Origin of the sequence: Sanguibacter suaedae, assembly GCF_016342785.1 — a bacterium.
Classification (GTDB): Bacteria; Actinomycetota; Actinomycetes; order Actinomycetales; family Cellulomonadaceae; genus Sanguibacter; species Sanguibacter suaedae.
The window spans coordinates 1-18,115 of the sequence record NZ_JAEINH010000011.1; the positions used below are offsets into that span (position 1 = coordinate 1).

General features: G+C 73.4%; 17 protein-coding genes and 1 riboswitch. Of the genes, 8 read left to right on the plus strand and 9 right to left on the minus strand.

What is annotated here, in order from left to right:
- Positions 1-118: 118 nt before the first annotated feature.
- Genes JAV76_RS12380 through JAV76_RS12410 form a run of 7 tightly spaced genes read right to left on the minus strand, consistent with a single transcriptional unit; the run spans position 119 to position 6,948 of the window.
- Positions 119-1,411, minus strand: a complete 1,293-nt coding sequence (locus tag JAV76_RS12380; protein WP_198734380.1) for a D-arabinono-1,4-lactone oxidase — start codon at positions 1,409-1,411, stop codon at positions 119-121.
- Positions 1,412-1,418: 7 nt separating this feature from the next.
- A complete protein-coding gene (locus JAV76_RS12385; protein WP_198734381.1) occupies positions 1,419-2,498 on the minus strand; it encodes a hypothetical protein in 1,080 nt (359 codons plus the stop codon).
- Positions 2,491-3,516 (minus strand): vWA domain-containing protein, encoded by a 1,026-nt coding sequence (locus JAV76_RS12390; protein ID WP_198734382.1) that lies wholly within the window; start codon positions 3,514-3,516, stop codon positions 2,491-2,493. Before JAV76_RS12390 ends, JAV76_RS12385 begins: the two co-directional genes overlap by 8 nt.
- Positions 3,513-4,565 carry a vWA domain-containing protein gene (locus JAV76_RS14975; RefSeq protein ID WP_198734383.1) on the minus strand — a complete coding sequence of 351 codons (1,053 nt, stop codon included), beginning with the start codon at positions 4,563-4,565 and terminating at the stop codon, positions 3,513-3,515. The genes JAV76_RS12390 and JAV76_RS14975 overlap by 4 nt, the downstream gene beginning before the upstream one ends.
- A complete protein-coding gene (locus JAV76_RS12400; RefSeq protein WP_198734384.1) occupies positions 4,559-5,047 on the minus strand; it encodes a hypothetical protein in 489 nt (162 codons plus the stop codon). Before JAV76_RS12400 ends, JAV76_RS14975 begins: the two co-directional genes overlap by 7 nt.
- A complete protein-coding gene (locus JAV76_RS12405; protein WP_198734385.1) occupies positions 5,034-5,933 on the minus strand; it encodes a DUF58 domain-containing protein in 900 nt (299 codons plus the stop codon). Before JAV76_RS12405 ends, JAV76_RS12400 begins: the two co-directional genes overlap by 14 nt.
- Positions 5,934-5,949: 16 nt before the next feature.
- Positions 5,950-6,948: an AAA family ATPase gene (locus JAV76_RS12410; RefSeq protein ID WP_198734386.1), complete on the minus strand. Its 999-nt coding sequence runs from the start codon at positions 6,946-6,948 to the stop codon at positions 5,950-5,952.
- 119 nt (positions 6,949-7,067) lie between these two features.
- Here JAV76_RS12410 and JAV76_RS12415 point away from each other — a divergent pair, with 119 nt between their 5' ends.
- From JAV76_RS12415 to JAV76_RS12425, 3 genes are all read left to right on the plus strand, one after another.
- The gene (locus JAV76_RS12415; RefSeq protein ID WP_307844207.1) at positions 7,068-9,107 is read left to right on the plus strand and encodes a bifunctional copper resistance protein CopD/cytochrome c oxidase assembly protein; all 2,040 of its coding nucleotides are present in this window, start codon (positions 7,068-7,070) and stop codon (positions 9,105-9,107) included.
- 82 nt (positions 9,108-9,189) lie between these two features.
- On the plus strand, positions 9,190-11,340 hold the full coding sequence (locus tag JAV76_RS12420) for a S9 family peptidase (RefSeq protein WP_198734388.1): 2,151 nt from the start codon (positions 9,190-9,192) through the stop codon (positions 11,338-11,340).
- A 116-nt stretch (positions 11,341-11,456) separates the two neighbouring features.
- Positions 11,457-11,678, plus strand: a complete 222-nt coding sequence (locus tag JAV76_RS12425; RefSeq protein WP_198734389.1) for a DUF6458 family protein — start codon at positions 11,457-11,459, stop codon at positions 11,676-11,678.
- A gap of 61 nt (positions 11,679-11,739) precedes the next feature.
- Here the strand turns inward: JAV76_RS12425 and JAV76_RS12430 are convergent, their stop codons facing one another.
- The gene (locus tag JAV76_RS12430; protein ID WP_198734390.1) at positions 11,740-12,387 is read right to left on the minus strand and encodes a hypothetical protein; all 648 of its coding nucleotides are present in this window, start codon (positions 12,385-12,387) and stop codon (positions 11,740-11,742) included.
- Positions 12,388-12,516: 129 nt separating this feature from the next.
- Here JAV76_RS12430 and JAV76_RS12435 point away from each other — a divergent pair, with 129 nt between their 5' ends.
- Together JAV76_RS12435 and JAV76_RS12440 are read left to right on the plus strand one after the other, a co-directional pair.
- The gene (locus tag JAV76_RS12435; RefSeq protein ID WP_198734391.1) at positions 12,517-13,515 is read left to right on the plus strand and encodes a chymotrypsin family serine protease; all 999 of its coding nucleotides are present in this window, start codon (positions 12,517-12,519) and stop codon (positions 13,513-13,515) included.
- A gap of 49 nt (positions 13,516-13,564) precedes the next feature.
- Positions 13,565-13,783 carry a hypothetical protein gene (locus tag JAV76_RS12440; RefSeq protein WP_198734392.1) on the plus strand — a complete coding sequence of 73 codons (219 nt, stop codon included), beginning with the start codon at positions 13,565-13,567 and terminating at the stop codon, positions 13,781-13,783.
- Here the strand turns inward: JAV76_RS12440 and JAV76_RS12445 are convergent.
- Positions 13,767-14,324: a MarR family winged helix-turn-helix transcriptional regulator gene (locus tag JAV76_RS12445; RefSeq protein ID WP_198734393.1), complete on the minus strand. Its 558-nt coding sequence runs from the start codon at positions 14,322-14,324 to the stop codon at positions 13,767-13,769. The two genes, JAV76_RS12440 and JAV76_RS12445, sit on opposite strands and share 17 nt — an antisense overlap.
- Positions 14,325-14,374: 50 nt before the next feature.
- On the opposite strand from JAV76_RS12445, the gene JAV76_RS12450 reads away from it, so the two are divergent.
- From JAV76_RS12450 to JAV76_RS12460, 3 genes are all read left to right on the plus strand, one after another.
- Positions 14,375-15,313 (plus strand): DMT family transporter, encoded by a 939-nt coding sequence (locus tag JAV76_RS12450; protein ID WP_198734394.1) that lies wholly within the window; start codon positions 14,375-14,377, stop codon positions 15,311-15,313.
- Between the two features lie 93 nt (positions 15,314-15,406).
- A riboswitch (SAM riboswitch) is annotated at positions 15,407-15,518 on the plus strand.
- Positions 15,519-15,570: 52 nt separating this feature from the next.
- The gene (locus JAV76_RS12455; RefSeq protein WP_198734395.1) at positions 15,571-16,104 is read left to right on the plus strand and encodes a hypothetical protein; all 534 of its coding nucleotides are present in this window, start codon (positions 15,571-15,573) and stop codon (positions 16,102-16,104) included.
- A gap of 108 nt (positions 16,105-16,212) precedes the next feature.
- Positions 16,213-18,108, plus strand: a complete 1,896-nt coding sequence (locus tag JAV76_RS12460; RefSeq protein ID WP_198734396.1) for an NHL domain-containing thioredoxin family protein — start codon at positions 16,213-16,215, stop codon at positions 18,106-18,108.
- Positions 18,109-18,115: the final 7 nt, after the last annotated feature.

Sequence of the window (18,115 nt, forward strand, 5' to 3'; positions counted from 1 at the left end):
TCAAGGCGCCGCCCCGTCCACAAGAGCACGCCCCGTGCGAGGGAGCGGAGCGCGCGAGGCTGTCGGGTGCCAGGGGTGCCAGGGGTGCCAGTGGTGCCAGGGGTGCCCGGCGCCGGGGTCAGCGCCGGGGGAGGACCCGGTCGAGGTAGGGGTTGCGCAGGACCCCCTGGGGGTCGAGGCGTTCGGCGAGGTCGCGGAAGTCCGTGAGGCGCGGGTAGAGCTCCGCGAGACGGTCGGTGGGCGTCGTGAAGAGCTTGCCCCAGTGCGGGCGCGCGTCGAACGGGGCGAGGGCGTCCTCGATGCGTGGCAGCAGGGCCTCCACGGCGGGCTGGTCGGGGAGCCACGTGAAGTGGATGCCGAGGGCGTCGTGGTCGCCCGACGGGCTGAGCCACTGCCCGTCGGCCGCCATGGTCCGGATCTCGTTCACCTGGAGCAGCGGCACCACGTGCTCGCGCAGGGAGCGCACCGCGGCGACGGCGGCGGCACCGTGCTCGCGGGGCACGAGGTACTCGCTCTGCAGCTCGTCGCCGTTGGACGGCGTGAACTCCATCCTGAAGTGCGGCAGGCGCTCGTGCCACGGACCGGGCACCCCGAGCTGCTCCGTGCAGCTCACGGCCGAGATCCCGGGCAGGGGGTGGCGGGGCTCGGTGGCGGGCCGCGCCCCGAAGAGGTCCGCACCCTCCGCGGGCAGGGTGGTCGCGTCGACGCGGCTCTTGAGCCACGCCTGGTGGATGCCCTCGTCGCCCCACCGGGTGAACAGGCTCACCGAGTACGCGGACGCGGTCACCTCGTCGAGGTGCTCGGCGAGCACGTCCCAGCCGATGCCCTCGTACACGTCCTGGCGCACCTCGAACGTGGGCTCCACGCGGAGCGTCACGCGGGTCACGACGCCGAGCGCACCGAGGTTCACGAGGGCGGCGTCGAACGGGAACGCGTTGGTGGGGTGCTCCCGGCCCAGGACCAGGACGTCCCCGGTGGCGGTGACCAGCTCCAGGCCCATGACGGCCCCGGCGAGCCCCTGGTTCCTGTCACCTGACCCGTGCGTCCCCGTGGCGATCGCGCCGGCCACGGATATGTGCGGCAGCGACGCGAGGTTGTGGATCGCGTAGCCGCGGGCGTGCAGCGCGGTGGCGAGCGTCCCGTACCGGGTGCCACCGCTCACGGTGACCGTCGAGGTGCCGTCCGCGCTCGTCGCGATCTCGAGGTCGTCGGCGCCCTCGAGCGGCGCGAACCGGTCGAGGGACAGCAGGACGCCGTCGGTGTCAGCCACGTCGTTGAAGCAGTGCCGCGACCCGAGGGCGCGGACGCTGCGCTCCGTGGTGAGGAGCTCCTGCACCTGCTCCACGGTGGTCGGGTGCGCCACGCGGGTGGTGCTGTACCGGAGGTTCCCGGCCCAGTTGTGCTCTGTCATGGTGTCCTCACCAGTTCTTCGTCGTGCCGCCGGAGCCTTGGTCGTCGAGCCAGTCCTCGGTCTCCTGCCGCTCCTGCTCGCCGAGCTCGTTGCGTCGCTCGAGGTCGGCCTGCCGCTGCTCCTCGGGGGTGAGCGGCGGGGCGGTCTCCTCACCGCCCGAGCCCTCCTCGCCCGGTTCGCCCTCCTGACCTTCCTGACCTTCCTGCCCCTCCTCGGGTTCCTGCGGTTCCTGGGGTTCCTCGGGCTCGCCACCGTCACCGGCGTCCGGCGGGGGCGGCTCCTCCTCGAGGGCCTCGCGCTTCTCGCGGGCCTCGGTCTCGCGGTCGACGTTCCGCTGACGGGCGGTGTCGTCGTCCGCGCACCCGTCCTCCACGCGGATCTCGTTGGCCTCCCGGTACAGCCCTTCGGCCTCGAGGTACGCGTCGATGGCGAGCCGCCGGTACTCCTCCGGGTCCGGCGCGGTGCCGTCGTCGGGGACGTCCGGGCCGAGGGCGTCGAGGGCCGACTGCTCGCGCTTCATGCGTGCCACGTGACCGTCGGCAGCGCCGTGCTCGACGTCGCCCTGCAGCTCGTGGGCGACGGCGAGGTTGGTGCGGATCACGCACACGGGCACGATCTCGCCGTCGGCGACGGCGCTCATGTTCTCGGGCGCGGCCGGTGCCGCGTCGAGGGCGACGTACAGCTCCTCGACGGCAGCTTCCAGCTGCCCGTCCTGGAGGAGCGACGTGCCTTCCGCGAAGTGCACCTTCCACTGCTCGGCGACGTTGAGGGTCTGCAGCCAGTGGTAGGAGTCGACGGCGTCGGCGTACCGCCCGTCCTCGTACTCCTCGAGGGCGGAACCGGCGATCACGGGGACCGAGAACGCCTTCCAGGCGGCGGCGAGGGCGAGCAGCACGACGGGCAGCGACCACCACAGCAGCAGGCGGCGACGGCGCAGCCGTGCGGCGCGCAGCCGTGCGGCACGGTCGTACTCGAGGACCTTGCGGCGTTCCTCGGCCTGCCGTTCCATCTCGGCTCGGCGTTCCGCACGCCGGTCGGTGCGCTCGGTGCCTCGGGTGGACACCTTGACGGGCAGGGAGTCAGGCACGTCCCACCCCCACGCGGGCTCCGAGGTGCCGTCCGCTGCTCCACGCCTCGAGGGCGAGGAGCCCGGCGAGGAGGAGGGCGAGGGGCCAGAGCACCAGGTGGTACGACGTGAGGGTGCGGCGCCCGTCGGCGGCGATCTGCTCCGGGTCGACGTCGGCCGTGAGGGGCGCGGTCTCCGTCGGTGCGGTGCGGTGCACGTAGGGGATGCCGAGCTCGGCGGCGATGGCCTGGAGCTCGGCCTCGTCGATGACGGACAGGGCGTCCGGTGTGCCGGGCTGCGTCGGGTCCGTGATGTAGCCGCCCTCGGGGCTCCCGCCGTTCGCGTAGACCGGGTCGTACTCCTTCATGCGCCCACCCTCCTGCGTGCCGTAGCCGAGGACGGCCCCGCCGTCCACGAGCCGTGCGAGGTCCCCGTAGGACCGTCGGGTGCCCTCCGCGGTGTTCTCCCCGTCGGACATGAAGAACACGAGGCGGACGTTCGACGGGTTCTGCTCGGCGGCCCCGGTGAGGGCGCTCGTGAGCTCGTCGAGCGGGCGGTCCACAAGGGAGCCGGACGAGTACATGGTGATCTCCCGTTGCGCGGTCTGCGCCCAGGTGGCCACGGAGCGCGCGTCGGTGGTGAGCGGCAGCTGGCGGCTGGCCTGGGAGTCGAACGCGATGATCGAGTACCGCGCGCCGGGGATGTCGGCGGTGATGCCCTGCATGTCGGCACGTACCCCGTCGAGGCGCTGCTTCTGCCCGTCGTAGTCCTCGGCGGCCATGGACCCGGTGAGGTCCACCACGAAGAAGACATCGACCGCGGTGACGGTCGTGTCCACGCCGGTGCGCGGGACGCTGGGGCCCAGCCCGATCGCGGCGAGCAGGAGGACCATGAGGAACCGGCGGGTCCACCCGCCGAAGCCCGACGTGGGGCTGTGCCACCGGCGGGCGGCGCGGACGGCGAGCACCGCGGTGAAGACGAGGAGGGGGCCGACCACCGCGAGGAGGACCCCGAGGGGGAGGAGCGGCTGGAAGGTCATTCGCGCAACCTCCACTGGACGAGGACGAGGAGGGCGACGCCACCGACCGCCCAGAGGAACCACGGGCCGGCCTTGTCGGAGGACGTCACCTCGGGTGCGGCCTCGAGGTCGACGGCCTGCTGCTCCTGGACGTCACGGACCATCTCCTCGACGGCGTCGGTGTCGTCGCTGTAGAAGTACCGGCCGCCCGCACCCTCGATGGCCTCCTGGTACTCGCGCTCCAGGGCGGCGCTGCCGCCCCAGTCGGACGCGCCGTAGAGGCCGTTGATGACGATGCCCCGCTCCTCGGCGAGGTCCACGGCCTCCTGGAGGCTGTAGATGGGGGTGCCCATGAGGTCGTTGTCGGTGGCGAGGATGATGGACCGCGACCGTTCGGTGTCGGCCTCGTCGAACAGCATGGTGCAGTTGGCGAGGCCGTCGCCGATGAGGGACGACCCCTCGAGGGTGCCCGTCGTGCCGGCCGTGAACCGCAGGTACCGGTTGAGGGCCTCCTCGTCGTCGCTGTACGTGACGATCGGGTCGAGGGCGACGGTCGCCTCGTCGAGCTGGTCCTGGACGAGCGCGTAGTCGTCCGTGAGCGGGAAGACGGTGCGGGACGTCGAGTTGAACACGGACAGGGCGATGCGCTCGCCCTCGAAGCTGTCCACGAGGGTGGAGAAGACCTCGACCATCTCCTGGTCGTACTCGAGCATGGACCCGGACACGTCGAGGCACAGCACGATGTCCCGGGTCCCGAGCTCCTGGTTGACCACGGACACGTCCGCGGGGCGGGCGGCGATGGCGGCCGCGGCCAGCGCGGCGAGCGCCGCCCCGGTGACGCCGATCCACTGGAGGGCGCGGTAGCGGTGCACCCAGGACCGGAACTCCGGGACCTCGCCGAGGTAGTCGGAGTTCGCGACCCAGACGGCCTCCTGGGGCGAGCGCACCCGGGGGTGCCGCACCCGGTACCAGCCGACGGCGAGGGCGATCACGACGACGGCGAGGACGACGGCGACCATCCACGGCCACCGGACGGTGGAGTACACCTGCTCGGCTGCGAGGATCACCACGAGGAGATCACCGTCCTCGCACCGTCGAGGCCCTCGACGCCGGTCTCGTCGGTGCTCCGCGCGAACGACGGCTGGTAGTAGCGGGCGACGAGGTTGGCGAGGCGGTGGGCGCCGGTGAGGTGCTCGAGGTCGGTGAGGGTCATGACGGACGTGTCGACGCCGCGGCGCAGCCCAGCGAACTCACGGACGATGCTGCTGAGCCGCAGGTGGAGCTCGCGCACGTCGATCTCGTGGGCGTGGTACGCCCGGTCGACCTCGTCGACCTTCGCGAGGTACGCCACGCGGAGGTCCACGAAGGGGTCGGAGCCTGCGGCGTAGGTCTTCGGGGGAGGGGGGCTCGCGGCGGCGGACTCCTCGGGCCGGCGGCGGGTGATCACGAAGACCGTCACCCACCAGGCGACGACGGCGGTGAGGAGGAGGGCCCCGGTCCACGCCCACCAGGCGGAGAAGTCGACGGGGGCGACGATGTCATCGACGGGCACGCTTCTGCCTCCCCAGGAGATCGATGAACTGGGTCACGACGTCGTCGCTGCTCTCGGCGATCATGCCCTGGATCTGCTGGCGGCGCAGGAGCTCGGACACGGCGCGGCGGCGGGCGAGGACGGCACGTTCGCCGGAGCTCTCGAGGGCGCGGCGGCGCTGCAGGTAGGGCGGCAGGTGGAGCTCGTCGTCGACGTCGCGCACGGGGCGCGGGGTGCCGCCGCCGGTGAGGGTGAGGGCGGACGCGTCGGCGACGGCGAGGACCATGACCTCGTGGCGGACGCGCAGCTGGCGCAGGAGACGTTCGTTGCGGGGCTCGGGGCGGGCCTCGTCGGTGATGATCATCATGAGCGACCGGCGCTGGAACGCGGTCATGGCGCGGGCGAGGGGCCGGTCGAGGTCCGAGGTCGGGGCGTCGATGTCGAAGCACCCCTCGAGCTGGTGGAGCATGACCTCGAGGTCCTGGGTGCTGGCGCGCGGCGGCCGTTGGACGAGCCGCTCGGAGTCGCCGGCGACGAGGGCCACGCGGTCGCCGCGGTCGCGGGCGAGGTACGCGACGAGGGCCGCCATGAAGCAGGCGACCTTCGACTTCTCCTCGCCGCCGGCGCTCACGGCGGCCATGTTGCGGCCGGTGTCGACGACGAGCACGAGGTTGAGGTTCGACTGCCGGACGAACCGCCGGATGATGGGGATCCCGGCCCGGGCGCTCGACTTCCAGTCGACGTCTCCGACGTCGTCGCCGGGCGTGTAGAGCGAGAGGTCGTCGAAGTCCTGGCCGTGCCCCTTGAAGATCGACCGGTGGCGTCCCTCGAGGAGCCCGGCGGCGCGTCGTGCGACGGGGAGGTCGAGGCGGGCCCGGACCTGCGCGAGCCGTGAGATCTCGTTCATCGGGGGACCACGCCCCTCACGGGGTGGGGACGGCGTCGAAGATCGCGTCGATGAGCTGCTCGGGCTGGACGTTGTTGGCGAGGGCGTCGAAGGTCCGCACGATGCGGTGGCGGAGCACGGCGTAGCGCACGGCCTTGACGTCGTCGGGGATGACGAACCCGCGCCCCGCCTGGACGGCGAGGGCCTGGGCGACGCGCATGAGGGCGATGCTCCCGCGGGGGCTGGCGCCGACGCGCACGTGGTTGGACAGGCCCTGGATGGGGCGGGGTCCGGAGAAGCGGCTCGTGTTGATGACGTCGACGATGTACCGCTTGATGGAGGTGTCGACGTACACGTCGTCGACGAGGCCCTGGAGGAACCGGATGTCGTCGAGGGACACGGGGGCGACGTCGATGGGGGCGCTCTGGCGGCCGGAGGAGATGCGCTCGAGGATCTCGACCTCGTGGACGGCCCCGGGGTACGTGAGGATCTCCTTCATGAGGAACCGGTCCATCTGGGCCTCGGGCAGCACGTAGGTGCCCTCCTCCTCGATGGGGTTCTGCGTGGCGAGGACCATGAAGGGGTCGGGCAGCGGGTACTCGACGCCGCCGATGGACGTCTGCCGCTCCTGCATGGCCTCGAGCATCGCGGACTGCGTCTTGGCGCTCGACCGGTTGATCTCGTCGAGGAGCACGAGGTTGGCGTGGACGGGCCCCAGCTGGGTGGTGAACGACCCGGTGCCGTAGTTGTAGATCTGGGTGCCGACGATGTCGTTCGGCATGAGGTCGGGCGTGCACTGGATGCGGTGGAAGCTGCCGCCGACGGCGGCGGCGAGGGTCTCGGCGGCGGTGGTCTTCGCGAGGCCGGGCACCGACTCGAGGAGGATGTGCCCCCCGGCGATGAGGGTGCTCACGAGCGCCGTCCGCAGCGCCTCCTGGCCCACGACGCGTTGGTCGAAGACGTGCGCGACGGTCGCGAGGAGCCCCTTGGCCCGCTCGAGGTCTGCGGGCGTGATGCCCCCCTGCCCTGCGCTCATTCGAGGTGCACCTTTCGTCGCCGGATCGCGTCCCAGTATGACAGCGGGGTCACCGTGGGGGGCCAGGGGACATGGAGAGGGGTCCCCATGCACGACGCCCGCGGACGTACCCTGGGTGGGTGACGAGAACCACGGCGCGCGGCCCGGCGTCCGACGCGGCGCGCCCTTCCCGGGGCGGCCCTGCCGCCGTCCCGGCGACCGCTCCTGCGGTGCTCGCGTGGTCCGTCCCGGCGATGGTGGCCGTCGCCGTGTGCGCGCTGGTCGTCGCCGGTGCCCTCACCACGGCCTTCGCCCCGCAGCTCCTCCTCGACCCCGGGCCCGTGGTCCGCTGGGGCCTGCCGCTCGCGACGGTCGTCGCGGAGCTCGGGGTGGCGGTGACGCTCGGCGGCCTGTTCCTCGCGGCCTTCGTCGTCCCTCCGGGTCCCGCGCTCGCGCGGACGACGGGGATCGTCGCGGTGGGGTCCGGGGTGTGGGCGGTCGCGGCGCTCGCGCGCGCCGTCCTCACGGCCGCGAACACGGTGGGCCTGCCGCTCGACGGGGAGGGCTTCGGGGACCAGCTCGGGGTGTACCTCACGCAGCTGCCCACGGGTCAGGCGCTGCTGTCGATCGCTCTCGTCGCTGCGACGGTGTCCGTGCTGGCAGCCCTCGTCCCGTCTGCCACGGGTGCCCTGTGGACCTCCCTCCTCGTGGTCGCGGCCCTGGTCCTCCAGTCGCTCATGGGGCACGCCTCCGGGTCCACGAGCCACGAGCTCGCGGTCTCGTCGATGATGCTGCACCTCGTGGGGGCGGCCGTGTGGGTCGGCGGGCTGCTCGTCATCGCGCTGCTGCGCCTGCGCGGGAGCCTCCTCGACGAGGAGCTGCCGGTGGTCCTGGCCCGGTTCTCGCCGGCCGCCGCGTGGTGCGTGGTCCTCGTGGCGCTGTCGGGCTCGGTGAACGGGGTGATCCGGCTGGGCGGGCTCGAGGGGCTGTCCACCGGGTACGGGGTGCTGCTCGTGGTGAAGACCGCGCTCCTCGTGGTCCTGGGTCTCCTCGGCTGGGCGCACCGGCGGTGGGTGATCGGGCGCGTGGGCGGCGCTCCTGCCCTCTTCTGGCGTCTCGCCGCGGTCGAGCTTCTCGTCATGGGTGCGGTGAGCGGTGTGGCGGTCGCGCTCGGCGGGACGCCGCCGCCCGACGACAACGCGCCACCGCCCGACCCCACGCCCGCGTACATCGTCACGGGGCGGGAGCTGCCGCCGGAGCCCACCCTCGCCCGGTGGTTCACGGAGTGGCGGTGGGACGTCCTGCTGGGCTTCGCGTGCGTCGCGGCGGTCGTCGTGTACCTGCGGTGGGTGCGGCGCCTGCGGCGCCGTGGCGATGCGTGGCCGCCGCTGCGCACCGTCATGTGGTGCACGGGGCTCGTCGTCATGTTCTGGGTGACCAACGGTGGCCCGGCCGTCTACGGGTCGGTGCTGTTCAGCGCGCACATGGTGCAGCACATGATCCTCGCGATGGTCGTCCCGCTGCTCCTCGTGCAGGGCGCCCCGGTGACGCTCGCGGTGCGTGCCATGACGGCGCGCAAGGACGGCACCCGGGGCGGCCGTGAGTGGCTGCTCGCCATCGTGCACTCGCGGTACGGGCGGTTCTTCGCGCACCCGCTCGTGGCGGCGGTGAACTTCGCGGGGTCGATGGTCGTCTTCTACTACACGCCGGCCTTCGAGTACGCGTTGTCGACGCACGTCGGTCACCTCCTCATGACGGTGCACTTCACGCTCGCGGGGTACTTCTTCGCGAACGCCCTCGTGGGGATCGACCCGGGGCCTTCGCGGCCCGCCCACGCGCAGCGGCTGCTGCTCCTGCTCGCGACCATGGCGTTCCACGCGTTCTTCGGGGTGGCGCTCATGTCCGGGGAGATCCTCCTCGTGCCGGAGTGGTTCGGGCTCATGGGGCGCGAGTGGGGACTGCCCGCCCTGGAGGACCAGCAGCGGGGCGGTGAGGTCGCGTGGGGCATCGGCGAGGTCCCGACGGTGTTCCTCGCGATCATGGTCGCCGTGTCGTGGTCGCGGTCCGAGGAGCGCGTCGCGAAGCGCCGCGACCGGCGCGTGGACCGCGAGGGCGACCTCGAGATGGACGAGTACAACGCGATGCTCGAGCGCCTCTCGGAGCGCGACCGCCGGTCCTGAGGGCCCGGCACCACCGTGCCGGCCGTCGCGGACATCACGTCTGCCCTGTTCCTGCCGGTTCGTCCGTGGTAGGACAGGTGGGGTGACCGACGACCTCACCCCCGGCCCCACGCCCGCCGACGCCGCGGGCCCCTTCCACGACCTCGACGCGTACGTCGCGCTGCCCCGGCTCGGTGGTCTGGCGCTCTCCCCGGACGGGACGCGCCTGGTGACGTCGGTGAGCACCCTGGACCGCAAGGGTACCGGGTACGTCTCCGCGCTGTGGGAGCTCGACCCGTCGGGTCACGGGGCGGCACGTCGCCTGACGCGCAGCGCCGCGGGTGAGAAGGGTGCGACCTTCACGGCGGAGGGCGACGTGCTCTTCACGTCGGGCCGCCCCGACCCCGGGACGGACGACGACGACGCCCCGCCGGCCCTGTGGCTGCTCCCCGCGGGCGGGGGTGAGGCGCGCGTCCTCGCCTCGCGCGCCGGGGGCGTCGGTTCGCCGCGCGCCGCGACGCGCGCACCGGTCCTCGTGGTGGCAGGCGACGTGCTGCCGGGCGCCCGGGACCTCGAGCACGACGAGGAGCTCCGGGCGGGTCGCACGGAGAAGAAGGTCTCGGCGATCCTGCACTCGGGGTACCCGGTGCGGTACTGGGACCACGACCTCGGCCCGCAGTCCCCGCACGTCCTCGTCGCCGACCTCAGCGACGAGGGTCTCGTCGCGCGCGCGTCGTCCCCCGCCGGTGACCGCCCCGTCCCGGGGCTCGAGGAGCCGCGCGCGACGCTGCGGGACGTCACCCCGGACGCGGGTGTCGCCCTCCGGGAGCACACCGCGGTGGTCTCTCCCGACGGCACCACCGTCGTCGTGCCCTGGGCGGTCCCGGAGGCGCGGGGTGCCCGCCGCTCCGTGCTCATGGCCGTCGACACGGCCACCGGGGACCGGCGTGTCCTCGTGGACGACCCGGACGCCGACCTGTGGGGCCCGGAGATCTCGCCCGACGGGACGCGGGTGGCGTTCGTCCGCGAGACGCGCGCCGCACCGGACCGGGCGCCCGTCGTGCGGCTCGCGGTGGTGGACCTGGCCGGTGGTGACGCGCGGGTGATCGCCGACGGGTGGGACCGCTGGCCGCAGCAGGCCGTGTGGCTCCCGGACGGGTCCGGCGTGCTGGTGACGGCGGACGACGGAGGGCGCACCCCGGTGTTCCACGTGGATCTGACCACCGACGAGGTGCGCAGGGTCACGGCCGACGACGCCGCGTTCTCCGACGTGTGCGTGGCGCCGGACGGGCTGTGGGCGTACGCCCTGCGGTCGAGCTACCTCGAGGCGCCCACGCCCGTGCGGGTCGACCTCGCGCATGCTCTGGCGTCCGGCGAGCCGGTCGCCGCGACGGTCCTCCCGTCGCCGTCGTCGACGCCCACCCTGCCGGGCGTCCTCACCGAGGTGGACGCGACGGCCGCCGACGGCGCGCCCGTGCGCGCGTTCCTCGCGCTGCCGCACGGCGCAGGCCCGGACTCGCAGGCACCGCTGCTCCTGTGGATCCACGGCGGTCCGTTGGGCTCGTGGAGCGCGTGGAGCTGGCGGTGGAACCCGTGGCTGCTCGTCGCCCAGGGGTACGCCGTGCTGCTGCCCGACCCCGCGCTGTCCACCGGGTACGGGCAGGCGTTCGTCGAGCGCGGGTGGGGTGACTGGGGCGACGCCCCCTACACGGACCTCATGACGGTGACGGACGCGGCGGTCGCCCGGGACGACGTCGACGCCGGTAGGACGGCCGCCATGGGCGGGTCGTTCGGCGGGTACATGGCCAACTGGGTGGCCGGGCACACGGACCGGTTCCGGGCGATCGTCACGCACGCGAGCCTGTGGGCGCTCGACCAGTTCGGGCCCACCACGGACGACGCGACGTTCTGGGGGCGCACCATGACCGCGGAGCAGGCAGAGCGGAACTCCCCGCACCGGTCCGTGGCGAGCATCGTCACCCCGATGCTCGTGGTCCACGGCGACAAGGACTACCGGGTGCCCGTCGGGGAGGGGCTGCGTCTCTGGTACGAGCTCCTGTCGTCGTCCGGCCTGGCCGCCGGGGACGACGGGCGGACCGCGCACCGGTTCCTGTACTTCCCCGACGAGAACCACTGGGTCCTCGCGCCACAGAACGCGGTCGTCTGGTACCAGGCGGTCCTGGCGTTCCTCGCCGAGCACGTCCTCGGTGAGGAGCAGCCCCTGCCGCCAGCCGTCGGGGAGCCCCTCCGGTAGGCGCCGACGGTCCCGCCCGCAGCGGCCCGCGCGGGCCTTCCCCGCGCGGTGCCCGTGGTTGTGCGCCAAGGTGGTGCCCGGGGGCGGACCGTCCAGCCAACACTGAGGAGCACACCATGGGTTTCGGAATCGGCATCTTCCTGATCGTCGTCGGCGCGATCCTCGCGTTCGCCGTACGGGACAGCATCGACGTGGTGAACCTCGAGATGATCGGCTACATCTGCCTCGGTGCGGGCGTCCTCGCCCTGATCATCGCGGTCGCCATGAACGCGCAGCGCAGCCACACGACGCACCGCGAGGTCGTCGAGCGTCGCGACGACCGCCTCCCCCCGGCCTGACCGCCGCACGCCCGGCCGGCCCTCTCCGCCCGACCGACGTCGGCCGGACGCAGGGAGCCGGTCAGGCGTAGAGGGACGCGTCGAGGTCGGTGGCCCGCGCCTCGCGCACGAGCGTCACGACGCCCCACGCACCGAGGGCGACCGCCGGCACCACGAGCACCGGGTGCGCGGGCCAGCCGAGGACGATCGACGTCCACGCGACCGCGCCGCCGACGGCCGCCGCACCGCGGCAGGTCCGACGGCCCGGCGCGAGCGAGGCATACACCCACCGGGCGAGGGAGTCCGAGCCCGCCGTGCGCCGGACGGGGACGAGCATCACCCACGACGAGGGGTGGTACATCGTCCACAGGCCCTGCGCCGTGAAGGACAGCGGCTCGTCGGCGTCCTCGCGGCGCAGCGACCGTCCGAGGTGCAGCACCGCCAGCCCCAGGTGCGCTGCCGCCTGCGTGGTGACGAGCACGAGGAGACCCTCCACCAGGGGGAGCACGACGACCGCCAGGCCGACCAGCCCGAGAGTCTCGGCGACGTCCCCCCGGGCCGCGGTGATCCCGTCGGCCTCCGCGATCCCCTCGGTCGCGAATGCGAGGACGGGCAGGAGCGCCGCGCACGCGACCGCGACGACCGTGAGGACCGCCCAGCCGACGGCGACCGCGAGGTATCCCAGAGGCCGCGGTCCCGGGTGGCCGCTCGGGGTGCGGGGAGTGGTCACCCCTCGATCCTAGGTCGGGCCCCACGGAGCTCGCTGGAGGGACTCCCGCGCTGCCGGTGTGGGTGGTTCGTCCCATACTCGGTGGCACGAGGACGAGAGCCGGACGGACGGCGGACGCGGGGGGCGCGCATGGATCACGAGCAGGCACGGCAGACCAAGACCGAGGTGACGAGCTACGTCGAGGAGCTCCTCGCTCGGAGCGTCCGGGCGAGCGGCGCCCCCGACGGCAGCACGCGGGGCAGCGGCATCGCCGTAGGCCTCGCACCGCTGCCCGACGGCGGGTACGGCATCGCGCTGAGGTACCAGCTGGGCTTCCCCACGGCACGCATGGTCGCCCGACGCGTGGTGCACCAGGTGGGTCCGGGCGTCGACGTGCGACGCACCGGGCGCATCCGGGTGGGCCCGCAGGGCGCCCGTACCGGCCAGGTGGTCGCCACCGCGCAGGCGGTCGGCGAGACCGGTCGGGCGCGCCCGCTGCGGCCCGGCGTGTCGATCGCGCACGTCGACGTCACGGCCGGGACGCTCGGGGCGTTCGTCCGGGTGGACGGCCAGGTGCAGGCGCTGTCCAACTACCACGTCCTCGTGGGCGGTCCCACCGGCCGCACCGGTGACACGATCCTCCAGCCGGGTCCCGCGGACGGCGGCCTCGACCCGCACGACCGGGTCGGGACCCTGGGCCGGTTCGTGGCGCTGGAGCGGGGGGAGGTGGCGCGCGTCGACGCCGCGCTCGCCGTCCTCGACGACGAGGTCGTGGACCTCGACCATCCCGTCGGGCGGGTGACGCGCGCCGTTGACGTGCTCGGCGGCGAGCAGGTCGCCAAGATCGGCCGGACCACGGGTCTCACGACGGGCCGGGTCACGGCGATCGAGCTCGACGACGTGGTGGTCGACTACGGGGAGGGTCTGGGGGCGCTGCGGTTCGACGACCAGATCGAGGTGGAGGGCGCGGGTCCCGGTCCGTTCTCCCGCGGCGGGGACAGCGGCTCGCTCGTCTACCGGGCCGACGGCGTGGCCGTGGGGCTGCTCTTTGCCGGGAGCGAGTCGGGGGGCGACAATGGGACCGGGCTGACGTACATCAACCCGATCGGCACGGTCCTCGACGCCCTTGGGGCACAGCTGGTGGACTGAGCCGGTCCCCGGCGCGAGGGACGCGCCGGGTCCCGAGCGAGGTGCACCGATGGCTGACCTGGACGCGGCGCGGCACGCCAAGGCGTCGTTGCGCACGGAGCTCGCCGGGCGTGACGGGGTGCAGGCCGTGGGCATCTCCCACACCGGCGACGGCTACGGCGTGCGGGTGAACCTGCGGACCGAGGCCGACCGTGACGGGGTGCCGTCGTCCGTCGAGGGCGTCCCCGTCGACGTCCGGGTCAGCGGGCGGATCACCGCCGGCGGCTGATCCCCGGGCTCGGCGACCCGGTCGAGCGCGTCAGCGCCGCGTCCCAGGCCCCGAGGATCCGGGCGAGGTGTGCGGCGTCCTCGGTGTCGAGCAGCCCGACGAGGCGGTGCTCGTTGGCGATGTGCGCCGTGAAGGCGGCGTCGATGCGCGCCAGGCCGTCGTCCGTGAGGGCGACGACGCGCCCGCGCCCGTCGGTGGCCGACGCCCGTCGGGTCACGAGGCCGGCGGCGACGAGTCGGTCGACGCGCTTGGTCATGGCGCCGGTCGTGACCATGGTGTGCTCCGCGAGCTCGCTCGGGGCGCGCTCGTAGGGGGCGCCCGCCCGGCGCAGTGCTGCGAGGACGTCGAACTCGCCCTCGCCGAGGCCGTGCTCGCGGTAGACGGGGACGAGCTCGTCGGTGAGGGCGGCGGCGAGGCGGTGCAGCCGCCCGACGACCCCTTGCGGGGTGACGTCGAGGTCGGGGCGTTCCCGGGACCACTCGGCCATGATGCGTCCCACGCGGTCCGGGGACGGGGGCGTCTCCTGCGGCTCGTAGGTCATCCCACCAGCATAGTTTCCACGGAAGGCATCTGTCGCCTATGGTTCCTTCCATGGAAGCAAGATGGCGATGGGTCCTCCTCACAGCGGTCGCACCGGTGACCTGGGGCAGCACCTACTACGTGACGCGCGAGTTCCTGCCCGCCGACCACCCGCTGTGGGGGAGCGTGCTGCGCGCATTGCCCGCCGGGCTCCTCCTCCTCGCCGTCACCCGGCTCCTGCCCACCGGCCGCTGGTGGTGGCGGTCCCTCGTCCTCGGCACCCTGAACCTCGGCGCGTTCTTCGTCCTCGTCTACCTCGCCGCCCAGCTGCTGCCCAGCAGCCTCGCCTCCACCCTCATGGCGCTCTCGGCCGCCGTGATGATGCTCCTCGCATGGCCGCTCCTCGGTGAGCGCCCCACCCTCCTGCCCCTCGCCGGGGTCGTGACCGGGCTCGTCGGGGTGGCGCTCATGCTCCTCACCGGGCGCGAGCAGGTCGACCTCGTCGGGGTCGCGGCGTCCGTCGTCGCCATGGTGTCCTCGTCCGTCGGGTTCATCCTCACCAAACGGTGGGGGAGCGGCGTGCCCGTCCTCGCCCTCACGTCCTGGCAGCTCGTCGCCGCGGGCGTCGTCCTCGTCCCCGTCGCCCTCCTCGTCGAAGGGCCGTTCCCCACCTTCACCGCCCCGGCGTGGGGCGCGCACGCGTACCTCGCCGTCGTCGGCACCGCCGTCGCCTACGCCGCCTGGTTCACGGGTCTCAAGCACCTGCCCGCCGGGACCGTCGGGCTCGTGGGGCTACTCAACCCCGTCGTCGGGGTCCTGCTCGGGACCCTCGTGGCACGGGAGGTCCTCAGCGTCCAGCAGGTCGTCGGGATCGTCCTCGTCCTCGGCGGTGTCCTCCTCGGCAGGGTCACGCCGCCTCGCCCCCGTCGCTCCGGCGCCGATCTCGAGGGCGCCGGCGCTCCCGTCGCCGTCCCGTCCACCGCGGTGCCGCCCAGCACGAGCGGGGGGTGACGTTCCCTCCCGTTCCGCGAACAGAGGACGTCCCGTCGTGATGTCGACGTGTCCCGTTGCCCACCTGCGACGGGCCGTGGCAGACTCGGCGCAGGTCACGAGGCCCAGCGACAAGCCCCTCAGCTTGCTGGCCGGCAACCGCGCTCCGCGCACGGTGCCCCTGAGGGAAGACCCGCTCGCGCAACCAGCGCGAGAAGAGCGACGAACGCCGGCGCCCCCGCACTGACAGGGCGTGCACCGGCGGACAGGAGACTCACATGTCCGAGATCGTGCCGCGTTTCCCCCCGGTCCCCGAGCACATCGGGATCTCTGAGCTGTGCCACGTGTGCCACCGCGCGCGGGTGCACGCCCAGACCACCATCCAGTCGCTCGCGCGAGCGTGCACCCGCTGCCTGAGCCTCGATCGCGCCCTCGGCGCACCGTTCGGCGCCCGGCTCCTCACGCCGCTCGACGAGGGCACCGACCCCGGGTCCGTCCTGCACAACAGGCTGTGGGGGTCGCCCGGACGCGACCTCGCCAAGCGACTGCGTGCACACCACCACAGCCAGGTCGACGAGCTGACCGCCCAGGCCCGCGCCAGCGGCCTCAGTAGCCTGCAGGTGCGCTACCCCGGCGCGTCGCCGATCGCGCAGATGATCGACTGGGACGCCTGGCCGCAGGAGTTCCCCGCCGGCCCCGAGTACACCGTGGCCGGATACCAGCGGTACGTGCAGGAGGTGCACCCCTGGGTCGACTCGGTCGAGCCGCGCGTGTGCGACACCGCGTGGCTGTCGCTGCTCGCGGGCCTGTAGCCCGAGGACCCCAGGAGCCCGGTGGCTCCTGGGGTCCTCGCATCCCCGCGGGCGGGCCCGCCCACGCCGCGCATGGAAGACGTCCGGTCGTGGTGTTGACTTGACCCCGTGACCTCGAACAACCTCCGCCTGCCCCGTGTCCGCGCGTCCGAGCTCGTCGGGCGCGGCTGGCTCAACACCGGAGGGAAGGACGTGACGCTCGCCGACCTCCGCGGCAAGATCGTCGTCCTCGACTTCTGGACCTTCTGCTGCATCAACTGCCTGCACGTCCTCGACGAGCTCCGCGACCTCGAGGCCGCGCACCGCGACGAGCTCGTGATCATCGGGGTCCACTCGCCCAAGTTCGTCCACGAGGCCGACCCGGTGGCGCTCGCCGCCGCCGTCGAGCGCTACGAGGTCCACCACCCCGTCCTCGACGACCCCGAGCTCGTCACGTGGTCCGCGTACACGGCCCGCGCGTGGCCGACGCTCGTGGTCATCGACCCCGAGGGGTACGTCGTGGCGCAGATGGCGGGGGAAGGGCACGCCCACAACCTCGGGATCCTCGTCCGCGACCTGATCGCCGAGCACGACGCGAAGGGCACCCTCCACCGCGGCGACGGACCGTACGTCCCGCCCGAGCCCACGTCGGGCACGCTGCGCTTCCCCGCCAAGGCGATCACCCTGCCTGGCGGGAACCTCCTCGTCGCCGACGCGGGCCACCACTCCCTCGCCGAGCTCGCACCCGACGGCGAGACGCTCGCGCGGCGTATCGGCTCCGGTGAGCGCGGCCTCGCCGACGGCGGGCCCGACGAGGCACGCTTCAGCGAGCCCAACGGCCTGTGCCTCGTCCCCGACGAGCTCCGCGAGCGCCTCGGGTACGACGTGCTCGTCGCGGACACCGTCAACCACGCGCTGCGCGGCGTGGACCTGGCCAGCGGCACGGTGGTCACCGTCGCGGGCAACGGTTCCCAGTACATGGTCGGGGCGAGCGACAACGTCCTCCCCGCCGACGGGACGGGCAGCACCGCGGCGTGTCTCCAGAAGCTGTCGTCACCGTGGGACGTGGCGTGGGTGGAGCCGCTCGGGGCGTTCCTCGTCGCGATGGCCGGCAACCACACGCTGTGGGCGTTCGACGGCGAGCAGGGCTCGGTCGAGCACGTCGCCGGGACCATGAACGAGGGCCTGCTCGACGGCCCGCTGCCCGAGGCGTGGTTCGCGCAGACGTCCGGTCTGGCGGTCGGCCCGGACCGGGCCGTGTGGCTCGCGGACTCGGAGACGTCCGCCCTGCGTCGAGTGGAGATCGACGCCGGGACGTCCCGGGGGACCGTCACGACGGCGATCGGTCAGGGCCTCTTCGACTTCGGTCACCGCGACGGGGCGGCCGGGCAGGCGCTCCTGCAGCACCCGCTCGGTGTGACGATCCTCCCCGACGGCTCGGTGGTCGTCGCGGACACGTACAACGGCGCGATCCGCCGCCTGGACCCGGCCACCGATGAGGTGACCACCCTGGCCACCGGCCTCGCCGAGCCGAGCGGCGTCCTCGTCCACGTCGACGGCGACGCGATCACCCTGACCGTCGTCGAGTCGGCGGCGCACCGGCTCACTCGCGTCGCCCTGCCGGCCCGCCTCGCCGGGCAGGTCCTCGACACCGGTGCGCACCGCACGCAGCGCCCCGTCACGGACGTCGCCCCCGGTGAGCTCGCGCTCGACGTCGTCTTCACGCCCGCGGCGGGCCAGAAGTACGACGACCGCTACGGCCCGTCGACGCGCCTCCAGGTCTCCTCGACGCCCCCGGAGCTCCTTCTCGACGGGGCGGGGGACGCCGTCGAGCTCACGCGCGCCCTGCGCATCAACCCCGACGTCACCGAGGGGGTCCTGCACGTGACCGCCCAGGCGGCGTCGTGCGACGACGACCCCGCGAACGAGTTCCCCGCCTGCCACCTGGCGCAGCAGGACTGGGGCGTGCCCGTGCGGGTGGTCGCCACCGGGGACACGACGCTCACCCTGCCCCTCCACGGCTGACCCGCCT

Bases quoted from the DNA above. Each gene is read 5' to 3' on its own strand.
- JAV76_RS12380 (WP_198734380.1), bottom strand. From the start codon at position 1,411: ATGACAGAGCACAACTGGGCCGGGAACCTCCGGTACAGCACCACCCGC.
- JAV76_RS12390 (WP_198734382.1), bottom strand. From the start codon at position 3,516: ATGACCTTCCAGCCGCTCCTCCCCCTCGGGGTCCTCCTCGCGGTGGTC.
- JAV76_RS12405 (WP_198734385.1), bottom strand. From the start codon at position 5,933: ATGAACGAGATCTCACGGCTCGCGCAGGTCCGGGCCCGCCTCGACCTC.
- JAV76_RS12410 (WP_198734386.1), bottom strand. From the start codon at position 6,948: ATGAGCGCAGGGCAGGGGGGCATCACGCCCGCAGACCTCGAGCGGGCC.
- JAV76_RS12425 (WP_198734389.1), top strand. From the start codon at position 11,457: ATGGGTTTCGGAATCGGCATCTTCCTGATCGTCGTCGGCGCGATCCTC.
- JAV76_RS12435 (WP_198734391.1), top strand. From the start codon at position 12,517: ATGGATCACGAGCAGGCACGGCAGACCAAGACCGAGGTGACGAGCTAC.
- JAV76_RS12440 (WP_198734392.1), top strand. From the start codon at position 13,565: ATGGCTGACCTGGACGCGGCGCGGCACGCCAAGGCGTCGTTGCGCACG.
- JAV76_RS12445 (WP_198734393.1), bottom strand. From the start codon at position 14,324: ATGACCTACGAGCCGCAGGAGACGCCCCCGTCCCCGGACCGCGTGGGA.
- JAV76_RS12450 (WP_198734394.1), top strand. From the start codon at position 14,375: ATGGAAGCAAGATGGCGATGGGTCCTCCTCACAGCGGTCGCACCGGTG.
- JAV76_RS12455 (WP_198734395.1), top strand. From the start codon at position 15,571: ATGTCCGAGATCGTGCCGCGTTTCCCCCCGGTCCCCGAGCACATCGGG.